Annotated in this window: 19 protein-coding genes and 2 tRNA genes; 3 read left to right on the top strand and 18 right to left on the bottom strand. The window is 47.1% G+C overall.

Features of this window, described 5'->3' with window-relative positions; genetic code table 11:
- Positions 1-87: 87 nt before the first annotated feature.
- Positions 88-960 (bottom strand): methionyl aminopeptidase, encoded by an 873-nt coding sequence (locus DW757_RS02940; RefSeq protein WP_118750940.1) that lies wholly within the window; start codon positions 958-960, stop codon positions 88-90.
- Between the two features lie 288 nt (positions 961-1,248).
- Here DW757_RS02940 and DW757_RS02935 point away from each other — a divergent pair, with 288 nt between their 5' ends.
- Both DW757_RS02935 and DW757_RS02930 read left to right on the top strand, forming a co-directional pair.
- The gene (locus tag DW757_RS02935) at positions 1,249-2,361 is read left to right on the top strand and encodes a DUF4118 domain-containing protein (protein ID WP_118750939.1); all 1,113 of its coding nucleotides are present in this window, start codon (positions 1,249-1,251) and stop codon (positions 2,359-2,361) included.
- Positions 2,351-3,061, top strand: coding sequence for a response regulator transcription factor (locus DW757_RS02930; protein WP_008396458.1), 711 nt, complete (start codon positions 2,351-2,353; stop codon positions 3,059-3,061). The genes DW757_RS02935 and DW757_RS02930 overlap by 11 nt, the downstream gene beginning before the upstream one ends.
- A gap of 80 nt (positions 3,062-3,141) precedes the next feature.
- On the opposite strand, the gene DW757_RS02925 is transcribed toward DW757_RS02930, so the two are convergent.
- The 15 genes from DW757_RS02925 to DW757_RS02855 form a co-directional block, all read right to left on the bottom strand.
- Positions 3,142-3,870 carry a GntR family transcriptional regulator gene (locus DW757_RS02925; RefSeq protein WP_118750938.1) on the bottom strand — a complete coding sequence of 243 codons (729 nt, stop codon included), beginning with the start codon at positions 3,868-3,870 and terminating at the stop codon, positions 3,142-3,144.
- A 112-nt stretch (positions 3,871-3,982) separates the two neighbouring features.
- Positions 3,983-4,414 (bottom strand): secondary thiamine-phosphate synthase enzyme YjbQ, encoded by a 432-nt coding sequence (locus DW757_RS02920; RefSeq protein WP_118750937.1) that lies wholly within the window; start codon positions 4,412-4,414, stop codon positions 3,983-3,985.
- Entirely contained in the window at positions 4,404-5,270 is an 867-nt protein-coding gene (locus tag DW757_RS02915) for an amidohydrolase family protein (RefSeq protein WP_118750936.1), read from the bottom strand. The genes DW757_RS02920 and DW757_RS02915 overlap by 11 nt, the downstream gene beginning before the upstream one ends.
- A 2-nt stretch (positions 5,271-5,272) precedes the next feature.
- Positions 5,273-6,085 (bottom strand): PfkB family carbohydrate kinase, encoded by an 813-nt coding sequence (locus tag DW757_RS02910; RefSeq protein ID WP_015574583.1) that lies wholly within the window; start codon positions 6,083-6,085, stop codon positions 5,273-5,275.
- A gap of 19 nt (positions 6,086-6,104) precedes the next feature.
- Complete coding sequence (locus tag DW757_RS02905) at positions 6,105-7,634, bottom strand: FGGY-family carbohydrate kinase (protein ID WP_118750935.1); 1,530 nt, start codon at positions 7,632-7,634, stop codon at positions 6,105-6,107.
- 17 nt (positions 7,635-7,651) lie between these two features.
- Positions 7,652-8,455, bottom strand: coding sequence for a BtpA/SgcQ family protein (locus DW757_RS02900; RefSeq protein WP_015574580.1), 804 nt, complete (start codon positions 8,453-8,455; stop codon positions 7,652-7,654).
- A gap of 2 nt (positions 8,456-8,457) precedes the next feature.
- Positions 8,458-9,297, bottom strand: coding sequence for a sugar phosphate isomerase/epimerase family protein (locus tag DW757_RS02895; protein ID WP_015574579.1), 840 nt, complete (start codon positions 9,295-9,297; stop codon positions 8,458-8,460).
- Between the two features lie 14 nt (positions 9,298-9,311).
- Positions 9,312-10,145, bottom strand: a complete 834-nt coding sequence (locus DW757_RS02890; protein WP_015574578.1) for a sugar phosphate isomerase/epimerase family protein — start codon at positions 10,143-10,145, stop codon at positions 9,312-9,314.
- A gap of 72 nt (positions 10,146-10,217) precedes the next feature.
- Positions 10,218-11,585: a Na+/glutamate symporter gene (locus DW757_RS02885; protein ID WP_015574577.1), complete on the bottom strand. Its 1,368-nt coding sequence runs from the start codon at positions 11,583-11,585 to the stop codon at positions 10,218-10,220.
- A gap of 94 nt (positions 11,586-11,679) precedes the next feature.
- On the bottom strand, positions 11,680-12,093 hold the full coding sequence (locus DW757_RS02880; protein WP_182433238.1) for a cupin: 414 nt from the start codon (positions 12,091-12,093) through the stop codon (positions 11,680-11,682).
- Positions 12,094-12,212: 119 nt separating this feature from the next.
- Positions 12,213-12,365 carry a hypothetical protein gene (locus DW757_RS17290; protein WP_182433237.1) on the bottom strand — a complete coding sequence of 51 codons (153 nt, stop codon included), beginning with the start codon at positions 12,363-12,365 and terminating at the stop codon, positions 12,213-12,215.
- Positions 12,366-13,004: 639 nt separating this feature from the next.
- Positions 13,005-13,982, bottom strand: a complete 978-nt coding sequence (locus DW757_RS02870; RefSeq protein WP_015574575.1) for an SIS domain-containing protein — start codon at positions 13,980-13,982, stop codon at positions 13,005-13,007.
- 26 nt (positions 13,983-14,008) lie between these two features.
- The gene (locus tag DW757_RS02865) at positions 14,009-14,875 is read right to left on the bottom strand and encodes a PfkB family carbohydrate kinase (protein ID WP_015574574.1); all 867 of its coding nucleotides are present in this window, start codon (positions 14,873-14,875) and stop codon (positions 14,009-14,011) included.
- 561 nt (positions 14,876-15,436) lie between these two features.
- Complete coding sequence (locus DW757_RS02860; RefSeq protein WP_118750932.1) at positions 15,437-16,213, bottom strand: ZIP family metal transporter; 777 nt, start codon at positions 16,211-16,213, stop codon at positions 15,437-15,439.
- A gap of 71 nt (positions 16,214-16,284) precedes the next feature.
- Positions 16,285-17,265 (bottom strand): CAP domain-containing protein, encoded by a 981-nt coding sequence (locus tag DW757_RS02855; protein ID WP_015574572.1) that lies wholly within the window; start codon positions 17,263-17,265, stop codon positions 16,285-16,287.
- Between the two features lie 398 nt (positions 17,266-17,663).
- Between DW757_RS02855 and DW757_RS02850 the strand changes: the two genes are divergently transcribed.
- Entirely contained in the window at positions 17,664-18,509 is an 846-nt protein-coding gene (locus DW757_RS02850; RefSeq protein ID WP_015574571.1) for a pyridoxamine kinase, read from the top strand.
- A 201-nt stretch (positions 18,510-18,710) separates the two neighbouring features.
- On the opposite strand, the gene DW757_RS02845 is transcribed toward DW757_RS02850, so the two are convergent.
- Positions 18,711-18,782: transfer RNA gene (locus tag DW757_RS02845), tRNA-Gly, on the bottom strand.
- Positions 18,783-18,795: 13 nt separating this feature from the next.
- Positions 18,796-18,870, bottom strand: a tRNA-Pro gene (locus DW757_RS02840).
- Positions 18,871-19,015: the final 145 nt, after the last annotated feature.

The raw sequence follows: 19,015 nt of genomic DNA, 5'->3' as shown, positions 1-19,015 counted from the left end.
TCCTGTTGTCTGCATTCTACCGGCAGTTTATTCCAGCAGTTTATTCCAAATGAACCTCTGCCATCCTGTTATCCACCGGCAGTCTCCCTACCAGCACAGAACCTCATGGCCATTTTCTGTCACAAGTACCATGATCTCCCACTGGGCAGACGGTTTCCCGTCCTCTGTATAGACGCCCCAGCCGTCATTGTCATCCACATAGACCTCGCTGCCGCCCATATTCACCATCGGTTCAATGGTGAAAACCATTCCCGGGGCCATCATCATTCCGGTTCCTCTGTCCCCGATATAGCCCACCCACGGCTCCTCATGGAATTCCAGTCCCACTCCATGTCCTCCAATCTCACGGACAACGCTGTAGCCGTTCTTTACCGCATGCTCATTGACCGCATGTGCCATATCTCCTAAAAATCCCCAGGGCTTTACCTCCTTAAGGCCAAGCTCCACACACTCCTTCACGACTTCCACCAGGCGTTTCTTCTCAGGGCTAACTTCACCGATGCAGAACATGCGGGAGGAGTCGGAATAATATCCATTATATATAGTAGAAACATCTACGTTGATGATGTCTCCGTCCTTCAAGACTACCTCCTCAGAAGGGATCCCGTGACATACCTGGTCGTCGATAGAAGTGCACACGCTTTTCGGAAAGCCCTCATATCCAAGGGGGGCAGGAATCCCTCCCATCCGCGTGGTTTCATCGTACACCCACTGATCAATCTCAGCTGTCGTGACACCCGCTCTGATATGCTGGGCCACATAGTCCAGCACCGCAATATTGATTTTGCAGCTCTCTCTTATCTTCTCGATCTGCTCCGGCGTCTTAATCATATCGTGGGACGGAATGAAATGTCCCTCCCTGGCTGCCGCCTCCAGCTTTTCATCAAATGCCTCATGGCAGTGCTTATACTTTTTCCCGCTGCCGCACCAGCAGGCGTCATTTCTTCCCAGTTTTTTCATTTTCTGCTCTTCCCTTCTTTATTCATCATTTTATTCATGTTCTTCATGCTCAATCCATTTTCGTAATCCCGGCAGATACACAGGACAGCTTCCGTTTTCATCGATTTTTGCCCGTAAATCCATCCCAACATCAGAAGTCTATCACATAGATCTGGAAAAATCAATTTTTCCAGGATCTTATCATATTTTTTACTTTATTTTTTACAGGAAACAGGTATAATGAACTCTAGGCTCAGCTGGCAGGAAAGCCTTACTGCTGCCCAAACCGCACAACGGGAGAAATCATTAATGAAAAAATGCAAGAATAAACTGTTTCGTTTTCTGGAGTCGCAGACCAGGGTCTCCAATACTGTCATTATGCTGGTTCTGCTGTTTACGGCCACGGCAGTTTCCTTTTTCTTTTTTGCGAAAATGGAAGCCCCGTCGTCCAGCATCAGCCTGTGCTATATTCTGGCTCTGTTCCTGACAGCCAGGTATACGTCCGGATATTTTTATGGGATCCTCTCAGCCCTGGTGGGAGTCGTGTGCGTGAACTTTCTGTTCACCTACCCGTACTTCGAGCTGAACTTTACGCTGAGCGGATACCCCATTACCTTCATCGCCATGTTCACCATATCCATTATCACAAGCGCCCTGACAACCAACATCAAGGAGCAGGCAAGGATTATCTCTGAAAGAGAAAAGATGCTTATGGAGGCGGAAAAGGAAAAGATGAGGGCAAACCTTCTGCGGGCGATCTCCCACGATATTCGGACACCGCTTACGAGCATCATCGGCTCCAGTACCGTTTATCTGGAAAACGAGACATCCCTCAGTGATTCCGACAAAAGAGCGCTTGTGAGCCATATTTTAGAAGATTCCAACTGGCTTTTGAATATGGTGGAAAACCTTCTTTCCGTCACCCGAATCAACAATGAAACGGCAAAGGTAAGCACCTCTATGGAGCCAGTGGAGGAGGTGCTCGGCGAATCCGTCAGCCGCCTTAAAAAGCGCCTTCCGGACGCGCAGGTGAAGGTGAGCGTCCCGGACGAGTTCCTGATGATACCCATGGATGCGATTCTCATTGAACAGGTATTAATCAATCTGATGGAAAACGCAATCGTGCACTCCAAAAGCACAAAGCCCATTGAATGCTTTGTAGAGGCAGGTGTCTCTTGCGTCACCTTCCATGTGCGGGACTACGGAATCGGAATCCCTCCGGAGAAGCTGAAAACCATTTTTGACGGCTCCTCCTCTACTACCAGCACGTCCACAGACGGACGAAAAGGAATGGGAATCGGGCTTTCCATCTGCAAGACCATTATCACCGCCCACGGCGGCACGCTGGCCGCTGTCAACCACGCTGACGGGGCGGAATTTTATTTTACACTTCCAAAGGGGGAACAAAACATTGGCACATAAAATTTCTATTTTATTAGTGGAGGACGAGCCAAATATCTGCGGATTCATCACCGCTGCCCTGGCTTCCCATGACTACAAAATTACTCTGGCCCATACAGGAAAGGATGCTCTCTCCATCATCACTTCCCTCTGCCCGGATCTGATTCTTCTCGATCTGGGACTGCCGGACATAGACGGCATGGAGATTATCCGCCAGGTGAGGACATGGGCAAGTATCCCGATTATTGTCATCTCCGCGCGCACACAGGAGCAGGAAAAGGTGACTGCTTTGGATCTGGGAGCTGACGATTACCTGACCAAACCCATCGGAACCTCTGAGCTTCTCGCCCGCATTCGTACAGCTATGCGCCACAGCAACAAACTGAACACAGATTCTCTGCTGTACAAACGGCCTTTCCAGGCAAAGGATCTGATTATCGACTTTGAGAAGCACCTGGTGACTCTGAACGGCAACGAGATCCATCTGACACAGAATGAGTTTAAAATCATCTCCCTCCTGGCCAAAAATTCCGGCCGCGTCATGACCTATGACTCAATTATCGAGAATATCTGGGGCCCCTACGCAGACGGGGACAACAGCATTCTGAGGGTAAATATGGCGCATATCAGAAGAAAGCTGGAAAAGAATCCGGCAGAACCGGAATATATCTTTACGGAGATAGGTATCGGGTATCGGATGATTGAAGATGAGATGAATTAAATATATAAGATGGGAAGAGGGAGAAGTTTTCCTCCAAAGGCTCTGGCCGGAAAACTTCTCCCTCTTTCCTCTTCCCCTCCCTACAGTCTGTTGGACTGGTAAATATAAAAAGAACAGTTTTCACCGTTAAATATCTGGACTCCCACATACAGAGGCTCATTATCCTGGGTATATGTGACGCTCTTAATAAAAAGCAGAGGAGAGCCCTTGCTTACTCCTAACAACTTTGCTTCCGAAGCAGTAGTCCTGCAAAGTCCAATCCATTTTTCTGACGCTGAAACGGTTACTTTTGCCTTTTCATGAAGAAATGAAAATAATGAATTATTATCAAATGTTTCATCTAATAAAAACGCATATTTTATTGGAAAATAATTTTTTTCGATTGCTACAGGCTGTCCGTCTGCATATCTTAAACGTGAAATGGAAATAACCTGGCTGTCTTTCTCTAGTCCTAACAGTTTCCTGGTTTTCTCATCCGGAGATACAAGACAGTTTTCCAGCATCTTCCCCCCAGGCTCCATGCCCATATAGCGGCACATCTCCGTAAAGCTCTGAAGGTTTTTCATATCCTTGGTGAATTTAGGCTTGGAAACAAAGGTTCCCTTTCCCTGTTTTTTCTCCACCAGCCCCTTCTCTACTAAGCCGCTGACAGCACTTCTTACTGTGATAATGCTGACTCCAAAGGATTTTGCCATCTCGCTTTCAGACTGGAGTCTTTCACCCGGCTGATAAACGCCGCATCGTATTTTTTCTTCTATCTGATTCATCAACTGTACGTATAATGGGGTCACTGTCTTTCCATTCAGCATAACTATCGTTCCTCTATCTCTTTTTCAATATAATGTTGCCAACAAAACATATTAATATGTCTCACCAATAACATTATATCTCAATCTTCTGTAAAAGGCAAAGAGATTTCCCCTATTCTCCCAGTATTTGAACGGTATAGTGCCTGATTTTAAGGCCATCAAACTCTACGAAATAAATATCCTGGGCGCTCCCTCCCGCCATCTTTCCATCTGCAACCGGAAGAACGCAGTGGTTTCCGCACAGCATGGATTTTAAATGGCCCGGAGCATTGCCGCTGCAGGTTCCGTAGCTGGGCAGCATATGGGTATGGACATAGGGAGCGTCGGAAGGAATCAGGCGTTCTAAGGTAAATTCTATATCCTTTTCCACGCAGGGAAGGCTTTCATTAATCATAATTCCTGTAGTGGTGTGAAGTGAAATGACGAAAACAACTCCATTTTTCACTCCGCTTTCCTCTACATCCTTTTTTACCTGCTCTGTAATCTTCACCATATGGAATTCTTCACTGCTGGCAATCTCATGAGTAAAGGACTTAATAAGCATAGTCTCTCACCTCCATTCCCAGGAAAACTTTTGCGTTTCCTCCCAAAATCCTGTCTAACACATCCTTTCGGATCGGCAGCTTCTCAAGCCCCTCCCTGCTTCTGACCTGTCTGAATCGTGGCAGGTTGGAGCCAAACATTACCTTATCCATCAAATTGTTCTGGAGCCATCCAGGCGCCATATTTTTCATAAAAATCTGATCGTAATAATTGGCCGGACTGTCCATAAATACAGTAGCTGTGTCTGTATACACGTTTGGATATTTAAGCAGCATCATGGACATCTCATCTATCCACGGCCACCCCAGATGGGCCAGGCAGAACCTGAGCGAAGGATATTCCACCGCAATATCCTCATACAGAATCGGCCTTCCGTACTTGGACGGTGAATCCGGTTCCCAGCTGAATCCACTGTGGAACATCACAGGCTTTTTATACTGCACGCACAGCTTTAACAATGGCTCCAGCCGCTTATCGTCAGGATACATCTGAAGATGGCTTAAATTCAGCTTCAGGCCTGAAAGCTTTAACTCTGAAAATGCCTGCTCCAGCTGCTCCTTGGCTCCGCAGTCCCTGGGATCCACGCTTGCAAATCCAATAAACCTATCCGGTTCCAAATTTACCAGCAGTTTTACCTCTTCATTGCTGATAATTGGCTGTCCCATCTCCGTCGAATAGTCTTCTGCCAGCAGCACCGCCTTGTCTACTCCCGCGTGATCCATCACAGCCATTACCTGGCTCATGGGAATGGAGGAGGATTTATAGAGGCCAAATTCCTGTTTCCTAAACTCCACTTTCTCTTTATCTTCACAAATCGGCCCGAACAGGATCGGGTGAACATGCATATCTATCACCATAATTATTCTCTTCCTTTCCTATGATAGGGTTCAAAAATGCTGACGATCTCAGCCGCTTTTCTGGCTCCCCGTTCCATACACGCTTCAATACTCTCTCCACGGATGATTCCGGCCATAAAACCGGATCCATAGGAATCCCCGGCTCCCACCGTATTCACCAGATGCTCGGAGGCCAGACATTCCTGACGGTAAAAGTTCGTTCCGTCATAGGCCAGGGAACCTTTTTCTCCAAAGGTTGCCAGAAGGATCTCTGCCCCTCTTTCACACCCCATTTTAAGCAGTTCCCTTACCTCCTCTGTTTCCTCTTCAAATGAGAAAATGCCATAGTGAATAGAGCTTAAAATCTTTGGTACATCCGGGTGCTGATACCGCTTGGAAAAATCAAAATATATCTTTGTTCCTCTCTTCTTAATCTCAGGAAGCAGATCAACCACATTCCAGGACAAATCCGTGTGGATATAATCCTGGCTGCATATGAAATCCATATCTTCCTTTGTGGCCCTGTAATCCGGCATGACGCCTCTGTCTGCAGAATGGTGAACCCTGTCCTTTCCATTTAACAGCATTTCTATCACAGCTGTCTTTCCTCCAGGAACCACCTGTACGTGAGAGGTATCCACCTGTCTGATTCTGCACTCCTCTAAAAGCTGCCTTCCATTTTCATCATCACCTACAGCTGTAACCACAGAGGGCTCTATTTCCTCCACCTGCTCCATCAGATTAAACAGCAGATCAATGCCGTTTCCAGTGGGATACTGAATTCCCAGATTTTTATAAATGTCAATACATGTAAATCCTACTGCTGCAAATTTCATACCATTTCCCTCTTTTCTCCTAAACTCCACTATTTAAGTCAGACAGCCGGTGGAGGCTTTCCTTATTATCCTCATAGAGCCTGCAGAATATCTCATAATACGGGCGGTACAGCTTCGTCCGCTTCTCATCAGGTGTATATATTTTCTTAATGTTTATAATACTCCTCAGCTCTTCAAATCCCTTAAAATGCCCGACTCCAATGGCTGCCATAAGGGCGTCTCCATAACATGCCCCGATGGTCTCTTCCCCGACTGCCGTCGGAATACCTGTAATATCCGCTGTCATCTGCATCCAGACAGGATTTTTCGTTCCTCCTCCGGCTGCTAAAATTCTGGTTGGTTCAATCCCCTTTTCCCTGAAAATTTCAATGTGCTGAAGAATGGAAAATACGATTCCCTCCAGGGCAGAACGGTATAAATGCTTTCTGGTGTGATTCAGGGTAAGGCCAAACACAATTCCCCTGGCAGCCGGATCGTTAATCGGCGTTCTCTCTCCTGCAAAATAGGGAAGTGTCACCAATCCCTCACTTCCTGGCTCGATTTCTTCGATTCCCTCCATCATCTGGGCGAAAGAACTTCCAGCCTCTGTCTCTTCTGCCTTCAAACAGTCTGAAAACAGAGTATCCCTGTACCAGTTCTGCAGGGTTCCCGCATTATTGGTGCCTGCCGCTATGCTGTACCTGCCTGGAATGACGAAGCTGTTTCCCCGAACACGCCCATCGGTTACCATACGATCTGTGCAGCAGTAAAAAAACAGGGAAGAACCAAACTGAACCATCAGATCTCCCGGTGACAGCACTCCTGTACTGATGGCCTCTGCCGCTGAATCTCCCGTTCCCACAATCACAGGAGTTCCCGGAGCAAGGCCGGTTTCTGCTGCCGCCGCTTCTGTCACGCAGCCGGCAATATCTGTTACTGCATGGCCCTCCGCCAGCTGTGAAGGACTGCAGATCGGATCGCACATCTCCTCCCGAATGGTTCCGTCCATCTGGTAGAAGGGGCGAAAGGACGCAATGCCTAAAAAACGATCTATGGTGTAATTACCTGTCAGCTTTGCAGTGACATAAGAGGAGCCTGTCAAAAATTTATAGGTTTTCTTATAGACTTCCGGTTCGTTTTTCTTTAACCAGAGAATCTTGGCCGCCACATCTCCGGAGCAGATTGGGCGTCCGAATAATTCCTGAACCCGCTCTTCCCCATAGTAGCTGGTCATCTCTTCCATTTCCTCTGTACATCTTGCATCGATTCCATACAGAATCGCCTTCCTGAGAGGCTTTCCCTCCTCATCCACGGGAAGGCAGTCTGCGCCCAGGGTGCTGGAGCCTACGGCTCCTATCTCTTCCGGAGAAATACCGCTTGTCTGAATCAGCTCCCTGGACAGCTTGCAGAAATCTCCCCACCAGATCTGTTCTGCATCCTGTTCAAAATAGCCGGGAGCCGGGTTTTCCATGGTATGGGGTACTGACGCCCGCGCCTTTACTCTTCCGTCCTCTCCCACAAGCACCCCTTTGCTGGAAAAGGTTCCTATATCAATCCCCAAAAAATACATCTTGTTCCCCCTCCCTGCTACAGGGTATTTCTGTACTCCTTTACTGCCTGCATGAATTCCTGTACTCTTTCTCTCTCTACAAAGTTTTCAAATTTTCCGTCCTTCTTAAATGCAGTTCCCACACAGGCTCCGTCGCTCTGTGCAAGCTTTTCTGCAATATTTTCTTTCGTACAGCCTGTGTTGCAGAAAACAGGAATATCCCCTGCCACGTTCTTCACGCGGGTTACCAGGCTGGAATCTGTCTCAGAACCTGCGCTGGCTCCTGACACGCATAAACCGTCCGGGAAACAGTGGAAAATCATGGATTTTGTAATTTTTTCCAGGCTTCTCTCTGCCATATAAACATCCGATTCCGGATTCACCTTAAACAGCAGCTTGAGATCGTGAAGGCCTAAGGCAGCCTTTCTTCTCAATGTCTCAGAAATATTAGTATCCGTAATTCCATTTTCTCCAATATAAGCTCCTGTAAAGGTGCTTCTCACAAAGTTTGCTCCTGTAGCTGCCGCTAAATCAATGGTTGCCAGCGGATTGGAGACAATATTTACGCCAAAGGGAACTTTGACATCCCTTGACAGCTCTCCCACGATTCGTCCCATGGCTGCCACTGTAACATGGGAGACCTTTTTTTCATAGGGCAGGCTGAACTCATTTGCAATCAGAATTCCGTCTACACCGCCTTCCTGAAGCGCATTCAACTCTTCTCTGGCCTTCTCGATGACAGCGTTCATAGAACCTCCAAATAATGGATCTCCCGGCAAAGCCCTCAGATGAAGCAGCGCAATAATCGGTTTCTCTACCTTAAACAGTTCTTTTGTCCACATAATTAATCCTCCATATACATTCTTAAATTCTGAACATTTTTCTTATCATAATAAAATGGATCCAGGTAGTAGGCAGGATCCGTCAGCTCCTGTGTAAAATACCCTTCATATCCATTCTTTACCATTACCTCTAAATCCTCTCTCAGATTCCTGGTTCCCTGTCCCCATATGTAATGGCCATAGGGGTTGCAGTCCTGAAAATGGGCATGGGCAATGTTTTCTGTTCCAAATACGTCAAACCAGTCCTGAATGCTCTCTCCGGCAACAGACATGGCCGTAAGGTCTACCATAACCTTGAAGTTCGGGTGATTGACTCCGTCAAACAGACGTTTCATCTGGGAAAGGCTGTATCCAATCCTGGACTCCTGAGGGCGCAGGGATTCCGCCACGATGGTAATATTGTTCTGTTCCGCCACCTCAGCCAGCATCTGGTGCATTTCGATGGCTCTTTTAAGTCCCTCCTCTTCCGGCTCATCCCAGTAACCCCAGCCTGAATTGGCTTCCATATACTTCGCACCCAGAGCGGCGGCTAATTTAATTCCATTGGAGAAAAATCCAAAGGTCTTTTTTCTAAGCTCCGGCTCCTTTACGCCAAACTGATAGCCGAATCTGCAGTTCTGCGGCGTAAATACTGGACAGTGCAGGTTTCGCGACTGAAGCTTCTTTAAAATCGGCTCCGGATCCTGGTACTCATTGGGATCCAGCCACATTCCCTGGTGCCCTCCTAACAGCTCCACATTTTTGATTCCCAGATCCACCATCCGATCCAGGAAGTAATCCAGGGAATACTGGAAATAATGCAGATTCAATACAGATAATCGTTCAAATGAAACCAGCTTCATACAAAATCCTCCATCTATTCAACAAACGCCTTCAATGCCTTCCAGTTCTTTTCGTCTGCCTCCCTGGGGTTATCCAGGTATCTCGGATCGTTCACAGAAAGGCTTAGATACCCTGTATAGCCATACTGTTCGATCCAGCCAAGCTGGTCTTCCAGAGGTCTGAGCCCGTCTCCCCAGGCAAGCCTGCCGCCAGGCCTTCCATCTGTAAAGCGGATATGGCACACCTTGTCTCCTAAAAGCTCAAACCAGTCCCTCATGGTCTCTCCTGCTATGCCTGCCGCCGTCAGGTCGAGACATGCCTGCACGTTTTTGCTGTCCACAGCGTCCAGCAGGCGCTTCAGCTCTGTCAACGTATTAAAAGCAGGAGAATCACCCGGACACAGGGTCTCCACTGCAAGCAGAATGCCATGTTCAGAAGCTGTCTTTCCTAAGCAGGCAAGCCGATCTACAGCCCGTTCAAAGATCCGTTCCCTTTCCTCATCCCTGAGACCGCCGCAGCAGTTTACCACCATAAGCTTCGCCTCCGCCTGCTCTGCCGCCTCAACAGCCTTTTCAAAATAACCCATGGAATGTCTCGCCGCCGTCTCATCCTGAGCGCACAGGTTGTAGTTGTACACCGTACACTCCGGGGAAAATGCAGCCAGCTTCATTCCATAGGAATCAAGCTTTTCTCTCAGCTTTCCTATGTCCTCAAATCCATAATCATCCAGCAGAAAATGAGGTCTGGCACACCAGAACTCGATTGACTGGACTCCCAGCTCCTGCTGGCTCTTCAGAAAATAGTCAAGGGTTCTGAACTTGTAATGCATCCCCATTCCTGCGATCCGCTCTCTCTTTACAGGCTTCATAGCTTTTCCTCCTTCTACGGTTTAAGGCCGGTTCTGTAAGAATATTTACAGACCGGCCTTTTTACACTGCTTTTAATATTTACTTTCATCCCAGACTGCATGGGGGTGTTTGTGCCACCATTTAAAAATGACAGGAACAATAATCAAAGCGGCCAGGTAAATCAGAATAGGAGCAACTGCTGCAATCCAGTTTCCCTGTACGCAGGCTACCGGTACAGCTGCCAAAGCAAAAATCTCAATAATCGACTCAATCGGCGTTACGATAGCTGCATCGTCCAGTGTACAGCTCTTGTTCTCCGGATCCACGATTCTGAGAAGCGCCATTCCAATGGCTGTTACGCCAGTAGAATATCCGTATACGTAAATTCCTCTCTCAAACCACTCCTGCTTTAACAGCCGCGGAGCAATTACTGTAAAGTGGAATACAACCCATGCGATACCGAACAGCATCAAAAGTCCAAATGGTACTGCATACTCAATAATAACCGGAATTTTAATGGAGGCTACTCCAAAAAATACCAAGAAATCAGTTGCGCAGCTTCCCATACGGGAGATAATCCGGTTGTCCACATACTTATCTGCCTTGATTCCCTTTAACAGGAAATGGAACACAATGGCTACCAGGAAGCCTACGGAGAAGCTTGGAACTCCCAGGCCGGTTGCCGCCTGAATTGCATTGGTGAGAAGGTATCCAATTCCTGTCGGAATCAAAATCAGCATTAAATGCCATGCCAGAGGATCGAGCGCCATAGGAGAAACCGTTTCCTCGCCAAGTACTGGCCTCTTTCCTTCCTGAATCAGTCCTGTTCTCATATCATCAGGAAGCTGACTGAAATCCTTAACAAACTTTGTATAGTTTTTCTTTGTTCCGATTTTGATCAAAATAATTCCGCCGAAAATTCCGGTTAAAATTCCAACTGTGGCTGAAGTCATACCCAGGTCTGTGGCGTCTGCCCAGCCCAGAGAATCAAGAGTTGCTCCAAGAGCTGCCGCTGTACCGTGTCCTCCCTGGAAACCTGCCGGAATCAGCATTCCGAATGCCGGGTTTAATTCCGGCTCAATCACTTTCAGAACCAGCATGGAGAAGATAATCGGCACTGCATACTGGAATGCCCATCCGATATTTCTGAAGCAGTAATAGCTTCCGATTCTGTCAAAGTTAGTCTTCCATCCGCCGCTGCTGAAGTTAAATCCTCTCAATCCGATGGATACGAACACTGCGATAATTAAAAGTCCTGCATAGGAACCAAACTGTGAAGAAAAATTGATGATTCCAAATCCGTTCTGGCCCATGGCAAGTCCAATGAAACCTGCTAACAGGCTGACAGGAACGAATAAGCTCTGCAGTATCTTAATCTTCTCTCTCAATAATTTTGCTGCAAATAAGAATATTCCTGCCCACATAAAATCTATCAGCATTGAGTAAGCATTAAATTCCATGTTGTCTCTCCCTCTTAATTTTTATTTTCCCTTTCCCAGAATATTTTCTTTTATATAATATTTTATAATATTATATTTAATTATATAATACTACTTATTTATGCAGTAAAACAGCAGCCTCTTTTCTCATCATCTCCAGTTCTTCTGCCGTCATATCACAGTAGGTGCTATTTTGTTCCGTCGTTCCGGCATCCTGTACGTAAATAAGCTTTGTATCCTTCTCTGTGATGGTATTAAACCAGGTTTCCTGTGGAACATTGTAAACCTTTCCTGGCTCCATTAAAGTCAGGCTAATCTGGAACTCGTTATTTTTCCTGGATGCTGTCAGCAGAACTGCCTTACCCTGTACAAGGATAAACTGCTCGTCTGTCTCGTGATGAACCTCTAAATACCTGATTTCCCCTATATCATTGTTAGGCTTCCAGTTTTTTATGCACACCACCCACTGTCCATTGTTGTATACGCACTCAATTCCTTCACCCTGGTATTCAAAAACCTCTGCTTTCAAATAAATCCCTCCAATCTCTTTTATGTACATACCTGTTGTTCTTGTTTTATCGGCCGATTGCTTATGTTATTATAATATATTATATATCATTATGCTGTCAATAGCTTTTTACGCTTTTTTTAGCTATTTTTTACAATTTCTTTTTCTTCCTGCCGAACAGTTATGACAAAACTGCTTATCTCAATCTCTGTTTTTACAAGAAAAAATCCTGTTTCGCATATTTTTCCTCCTGCGTAGGGCTGCAAAAGCGGCGTTTTTCCTATCCTCCTCACCACGATCTCCGCGGAGCATTTTTCTATAGCAGGAAAAAATTTCCCGTTAATGGAGCTAGAGGAATGATTAGCTCTCGTTCTCTCTTGCAAACTTCCATCTTTTTTCCGTGCCTCCCCATGGGTTCGGATATAAATTTCCTTTCCGTTCTTCCCAAAACAAAAGCCAAAGGACTGAAAATTTCGGATTGCAAATACACTGGCCGTCCGGCTTCCTTCAGATTCCGCCTCACGATAAACATCCTTGTCCTCGGGCTGCACTCTTCCCGCTTCCGGTCGGATTTAGAATTTGTGCCTTCAAAAAGCATGTAAAGCCAGGCGCACGATATAAAAAGGGCAGCAGAACTGCTTTTTAATATGCTTCCTCTATAAGAGACAGTGAAATGAAATCACTGTAAACGCAAGAACTTGTCCAAATGGTCAAGCAACACATCCGTCATTACTATACCAGAAGGGCATAGCGCAACTTAGGTGTACTGACGCCGCCGATGGAGAAATACGAGCTGTGCCTTACTGCATAAAAAACGGCCAGCAACACTAAGGCTGCTAGCCGTGAAAACTTTATATTTTTCACTGTCCTCTTGACGGGTAGCGGTTCATTTTTCAGCTCTGCCGCCTTTTTAATTTTCTATCTGGAGCAGTCTAGTACTCTACCTTCCACATATAACGTCTCTCATCCATAGAATGGCCTCTCACCTCTGCCATCTGAGCTACGTAGTATCTCTCAATCGGGATCATGACAACTGGGTTAAAGAACTCTGCTACTTCCGGCGCAATTCTGCCCTGGTTTAACTCCTTAAAGTCAATGATAATATAATTTTCTGCATACTGCTTCAGGAACTTCAGACATCTCTCGTCTAAGGCTCTCGTTCTTCCCTCGCTCATTAAGAGTACCATCGGAAGCTGTTTATCTGTAGTCTCGAACGGTCCGTGGAAATACTCTCCTGTATGCAGGCATACGGCATGCTTCCACTGCATTTCCATGAAATGGCAGCAGCACATAGAGTAAGCCACGCCATAGTTAGGGCCGGATGCCAGTACATAGAAGATCGGCTCATCCTTGTAAGTATCAGCCCACTTCCGAGCGGCTGGAAGAACCTTCTCTTTCCCCTCTGCAACGATCTGGTCAATCTCTGCATAAGCTGCCATAGCCTTGTCATAGTTTTCATAGTTCTCAAACTGTTTTAATAACTCAAATCCAATACGAAGAGCATTCGCCTGGTTAGAATCGCTGTATACCTGGTTGTCTCCATTGGAGTATGTTACAACATACTGGCCCACCTGTGCCATGCCTGTCTCCATAGAACCTGTCATGGCAATCGTCACTGCGCCTGCGGCATTGGCTGTCTTCACTGCTTCCACAGTCTCCGGTGTTGCCTTTAAGGAGCAGATCACTGCCACGCATCTGTTATCTAACTCCTTCGGTGTAGCGTATACGAACTCGTTGCTTGTGTAGGTAGTGGCGCCAAATGTCTTAGCCTCGCTCTGAAGCAGGTAAAGACCTGGGAAAATCGCAGCCTTAGAACCTCCGCAGGCAACAAAATACACATGCTTTAAACCGCCTGCCTGATCCATCTTTACTTTAATTTCACTTACAATCTCTTTTACCGTCTTTGTCATCTCTATATCCTCCTCTTAATAAATGTTTACTGAATCTTTTTTCCATGTCCAAACGCGCCCTGAACCATACAGGTTTTAGCCGCAAAGGCAGCGCCTGAGGCCATGGCCTCTTTAATAAACGTCTCTTTTGATTCCTTTGCCTTCTCAGGATGTTCTGCGGCTTTTTCCAGATTTTCTACATAAGAAAGTAAGAACGCCGCTGCAAAGGAATCCCCGGCCCCTAGTGTGTCTACCGCCTCTACCAACTGTGGTTTCTGCTCATAAATCCTGTTTCCGTCATATAAAATCGAACCGTAGCTTCCCCTTGTAGCAATTACCATCGGGCATCCTGCCTTATGAATAGTGCGGCAGATTTCTTCTGCCTCCTCTACTAGGATTGAACCGCAGGATAAAAAAGCATATCTAATATACGGAGCCACCCGAGCCACTTTTTCCGGATCTGTCCACTGTCCGGAAAAATCATAGGAAACTGATAAATCTGCTTCTGCTAACTTAGGTAGCTGACTGTCGAAATAGCTGTTATTGCTTGTATGAATATGGGAAAACTGCTTTATATATTCCATATCATCAAAATCCAGCACTACCGGGTGTTCTTTCGCAATTCCACCTTTGTTGCTTCCTAAAAATACCCTGTCTCCATCTACCAGAGTTACTCTGGCATATCCATTTTCACCATCGTATTGTCTGCAGCGCTCATGCTTCACTTCCAACTCATCCAGAGTAGACAGTATGTGCGCCGCCACTTCATCGCAGCCAAACGTTCCCATATATGAAGAATCCGCTCCCAGCATTTTTGCATATACAGCAAAATTTAAAGCCTGTCCCCCCGGAAACATCGTATTCAAATGAACATACTTGTCACACACATTGTCTCCAATACCGATTACCTTCATGACTTTACCCTCTTAATCACATATTGTTATATAATGTTATAATATAATATAAACTTATATTTCATTATTTGTCAAGAGTTTTTTACAAAAAAAGCCGGAGTTCTTGAAACCTCAAGAATTCCAGCCAATAAAAGCGCGAAACAGAATTCAAATCCATAGGTTGCCCGAGGCCCTGATAAAAGGAGGCTTGATTACACCTCATTCCCCATCGGTTTAACATCCTTTATTGACAGCCAGGGAAAGCCATAATATATCAAAGAATGGAAAGCCAATGTATGTTACCAGGACTTAGTTCCGATTGAAATATTCGTTGCAGCTCTCACGGGATTGTGTTATACAATCTTTCAGAAAAAAAATAGCCGCCAATACTACAATAGTGACGGCGGCCCATTAGGGTTGTAAATTTACTATTTAGAGGGTAGGGACATGTATTTCTGGCTCTCCCTTTTCTGTTTATATTAGAGTACCACGCATCCAAAACCTTTTCAAACAGAAAAACCGGCGGAAAATCATGCCCTGTGCAGGATTACAATATTTCCAGGGCTCTTTCCGTTTCTATCTCTATCCAAGCGCCACATCCAGCGCCATCATCACCGCAAATCCGACGGCAAATCCAATAGTCGCCGTATTGCTGTGCTCACCTTCACTGGCTTCCGGAATCAGCTCCTCCACCACCACATAGATCATGGCACCGGCTGCAAAGGCAAGAAGATACGGCAGAACTCCTGATATCTGAGAGGCCAGGAGAATAGCAAGAGCCGCTCCTGCCGGCTCCACGATACCGGAAAGCATTCCTGCCGTAAAGGCCTTAAGCCTGCCGGCCCCTGCACTTCTTAAAGGAAAGGATATAATAATTCCCTCGGGAAAATTCTGAATTGCTATTCCTATGGACAGAGCAAGCGCTCCCGCCATACTGATCTGCCCGCTTCCGGAGAGAACTCCCGCATAGGCCGCTCCGGCTGCAGCTCCCTCAGGAAAATTGTGGAGAGTCACTGCCAGCATGAGGAGAGTTGTTCTCTGAAGCCTGCTCTTTGGCCCCTCCGGCTGGGCATTTCCCAGATGCAGATGGGGGATCACCCTATCCATTGCCAGCAGAAAGGCAACTCCGGCTAAAAATCCAACGGCCGCCGGAGCGAAGGCAAATTTTCCCAGATGCGAAGACATATCCATTGCCGGGATCAGAAGGGACCACACAGATGCAGCCACCATCACCCCCGACGCAAACCCCAGAAGTGCCTTCTGCACAAAGGGTCCAATCTCCTTTTTCAGGAAAAATACTTCCGCCGCTCCCAGCGTTGTCCCGATAAACGGGATCATCAAGCCCAATAAAACATCCATATTTTACTCCTTTTTTTCCGCGCAGCTTCCAGGACCACAGGACGCTGTCCGTCCTGTTCCCGTCTCTTCATCTACTGGATAAACAGCTGAACCCAGTAATGTACACCATTTTCCACATAGCAGGCCGCTCCTGTCTTTGTATACCTTTCCTTCAGGAGATTCGCCCGGTGCCCTTCTGAGCTTAGCCAGTCCTCCATCGCCTCCTCGGAAGTGAACTGTCCTTGGGCAATATTTTCTCCCCATGCCATTGTGACAATACCTGCTTCATCGATAACCGTTTTCCAGCTTCTCCCGTCCGGCCTTGAATGTGCGAAATTTTTCCCGATTTCCACTGCGCGCGTGCGTGCGCATCCTGCCAGACCCTCGTCCCATTCCAGTGTTCCCACTCCTGCCTCTGTTCTGGCCTCATTTGTGAGCTTCAGCACCTCCTGCCCGCTCTCCTCATCAAAACGCCCTGATAGCTGCGCCTCTTTTCTTCTGTCTGTCTCACTGACAATTTTTCCGTTGCTGTCTGTCTGGTAATAGATTTCATTCTCCTCAAAGGAATCCATCCTCAGGCTCCCGTCTGAATTGAGATAGTACCGGTCGCCTGACACATAAATCAGCCCTGTAGCCATGTTTCCGTTCCCGGAAAAATAATACCAGTTTCCGCGGGTGTACTTCCATGCATTCCTGAGGAAGCTGCCGTTTTCATAATATTTCCAGCCGCCGTTTTCATAATGCCAGCCGTCTGAACCGCTCGTTTTCCCTGACTGAACCTGCTTTGTCTGGACAGTGCCATCCACAGTCCATGCTCCATTCTCATTTACCATATATCCGTCCGGTGTGACCGTGGATTCCAGCATATAGCCATTTGAGTCAAAATAGTAACCCTCTGCCGCCCCGTCAGAATTTCCGTCCACCCACTGCCAAATCCCGGCCGGCCATGAGCCGTCATCATTTCGATACCACCAGCCGGCTTCATTTTTCTGCCAGCTTCCCGCCATAGCCGGAAAAATTGTCCCTGCGCTGAATACCGCAGTCAGTAAAATCACCGCCGCCTTATGTTTCATCTGAACCTCCCGCCCTCCAAGCCTGTTTTGCCTGCGTGCAACGGCCGCAGGCACCGCCTTGCTTTTAAGCTGTTTTCTTCTGCATTTTCCTCTGTATTTTCCTGTCCTGCCGGAATACCTTCTGCGTCTGCAGATATATAGATTATTATAACGGCAGAAAATCCTATCCGCAATCGCCTTCTTTCTTACATATTTCTTTATATTCTTTTCTTTTAACCGGCGATCCGGTTCCAGTCCCTTAACTGGACTGATTATTTTTTACTTTTCTGGCTATTTTTAATCTGTCCGCATCCTGCTATACTTTTGTCATCATAATAATCGATCTGCATCGAATCCCCGCCGGCAAGCTTTCCTGCGGCGGATTCCCATGGCAGGAAAAATTCAGGAGGACAAGATCAATGAAACGAATCATCACATTACAGGATATTTCCTGCGTAGGACGCTGTTCCATCACCGTAGCCCTGCCCATTCTCTCTGCGATGGGTGTAGAGTGCGGTATTCTGCCCACAGCCGTGTTATCCACCCACACCATGTTTAAAACCTTCACCTGCAAGGATCTCTCGGATCAGATTGAGCCGATTTCCGAGGCCTGGGAGAGAGAGCAAATCACCTTTGACAGCATCTACACCGGCTATCTGGCCTCCGGCGATCAGTGCCATCAGATCTGTCAGTTCTTTGACCGCTTCGGCACGAAGGATAATCTGATTCTGGTCGATCCGGCCATGGCGGACAATGGAAAGCTGTATGCCGCCTTTGACGATACCTTCCCGGCAGAGATGGCCAAGGTCTGCGCCAAGGCGGATATCATTCTTCCCAATATCACAGAGGCCTGTCTGCTCACCGGAACACCCTACCGTACAGAATATGGGCCGGACTATATCCGCTCCCTGATGGAAAAGCTTTTGAAGCTGGGCTGCAAAACTGCCGCTCTCACCGGAGTCAGCTACCATCCGGAACAGCTGGGAGTGGCCTATCTGGACCGCAGCGGAAAGGAATTTTCCTATTTTACCCGCCGCTGTCCCCAGAGCTTCCATGGAACCGGGGATCTCTACTCTTCCACCGTACTGGGCGGACTGATGCGGGGATTAGATCTAGGCGACGCTCTGGCCCTGGCGGCAGATTTTGTGGTAATCTGCATTGAGGCCACCGCTGCCTCCGACTCCGCCAGATGGTACGGAGTGGAGTTTGAATCACAGATTCCAAAGCTGTGCCAGATGCTGGAGGAGCGGTTAAATAAAGCTTAATAGGGCTGCCTGTAAAACCTGTTCTGACGAGGCGGCTCCTGACGTGATTTTTGAAGTAATCTCTGAGGTGAGGAGCCGTCTCCCGTCTCACATGAAAAACCGCCGCTTATGAGGAGCTGTCTCTTATAAAAAGCCTGAAAAATCGATCAAAAGAGACCGGAAAACCTGTCCATATCAGGTCTCCGGCTGTAAAATAAAAAGAGCGCGAGACGGGATTCGAACCCGCGACCCTCGCCTTGGCAAGGCGATACTCCACCACTGAGCCACTCGCGCATATTTCAGATAATCGGGGTGACAGGATTCGAACCTGCGACCTCCTGGTCCCAAACCAGGCGCTCTAGCCAAGCTGAGCCACACCCCGTCTCACTGTCATCTATATCTGTTTATTCAGTTATCAGGTATTCATACATACCCTCAAAACCACACATTGAACTTCCGCTCTTCCTTCTTCTTCCTACCTTTCCATCCTTCCTACCCAACCTCTTGGTTAAGCCCTCGACCGATTA

This window comes from Clostridium sp. AM29-11AC (assembly GCF_003480545.1).
Lineage (GTDB): Bacteria > Bacillota > Clostridia > Lachnospirales > Lachnospiraceae > Otoolea > Otoolea saccharolyticum_A.
This window is presented reverse-complemented; position numbering and strand designations above follow the sequence as displayed.

Excerpts from the sequence above, each read along its gene's own strand:
- DW757_RS02940 (WP_118750940.1), bottom strand. The coding sequence starts at position 960 with ATGAAAAAACTGGGAAGAAATGACGCCTGCTGGTGCGGCAGCGGGAAA.
- DW757_RS02935 (WP_118750939.1), top strand. The coding sequence starts at position 1,249 with ATGAAAAAATGCAAGAATAAACTGTTTCGTTTTCTGGAGTCGCAGACC.
- DW757_RS02925 (WP_118750938.1), bottom strand. The coding sequence starts at position 3,870 with ATGCTGAATGGAAAGACAGTGACCCCATTATACGTACAGTTGATGAAT.
- DW757_RS02920 (WP_118750937.1), bottom strand. The coding sequence starts at position 4,414 with ATGCTTATTAAGTCCTTTACTCATGAGATTGCCAGCAGTGAAGAATTC.
- DW757_RS02915 (WP_118750936.1), bottom strand. The coding sequence starts at position 5,270 with ATGGTGATAGATATGCATGTTCACCCGATCCTGTTCGGGCCGATTTGT.
- DW757_RS02910 (WP_015574583.1), bottom strand. The coding sequence starts at position 6,085 with ATGAAATTTGCAGCAGTAGGATTTACATGTATTGACATTTATAAAAAT.
- DW757_RS02905 (WP_118750935.1), bottom strand. The coding sequence starts at position 7,634 with ATGTATTTTTTGGGGATTGATATAGGAACCTTTTCCAGCAAAGGGGTG.
- DW757_RS02900 (WP_015574580.1), bottom strand. The coding sequence starts at position 8,455 with ATGTGGACAAAAGAACTGTTTAAGGTAGAGAAACCGATTATTGCGCTG.
- DW757_RS02895 (WP_015574579.1), bottom strand. The coding sequence starts at position 9,297 with ATGAAGCTGGTTTCATTTGAACGATTATCTGTATTGAATCTGCATTAT.
- DW757_RS02890 (WP_015574578.1), bottom strand. The coding sequence starts at position 10,145 with ATGAAGCCTGTAAAGAGAGAGCGGATCGCAGGAATGGGGATGCATTAC.
- DW757_RS02885 (WP_015574577.1), bottom strand. The coding sequence starts at position 11,585 with ATGGAATTTAATGCTTACTCAATGCTGATAGATTTTATGTGGGCAGGA.
- DW757_RS02870 (WP_015574575.1), bottom strand. The coding sequence starts at position 13,982 with ATGACAAAGACGGTAAAAGAGATTGTAAGTGAAATTAAAGTAAAGATG.
- DW757_RS02865 (WP_015574574.1), bottom strand. The coding sequence starts at position 14,875 with ATGAAGGTAATCGGTATTGGAGACAATGTGTGTGACAAGTATGTTCAT.
- DW757_RS02860 (WP_118750932.1), bottom strand. The coding sequence starts at position 16,213 with ATGGATGTTTTATTGGGCTTGATGATCCCGTTTATCGGGACAACGCTG.
- DW757_RS02855 (WP_015574572.1), bottom strand. The coding sequence starts at position 17,265 with ATGAAACATAAGGCGGCGGTGATTTTACTGACTGCGGTATTCAGCGCA.
- DW757_RS02850 (WP_015574571.1), top strand. The coding sequence starts at position 17,664 with ATGAAACGAATCATCACATTACAGGATATTTCCTGCGTAGGACGCTGT.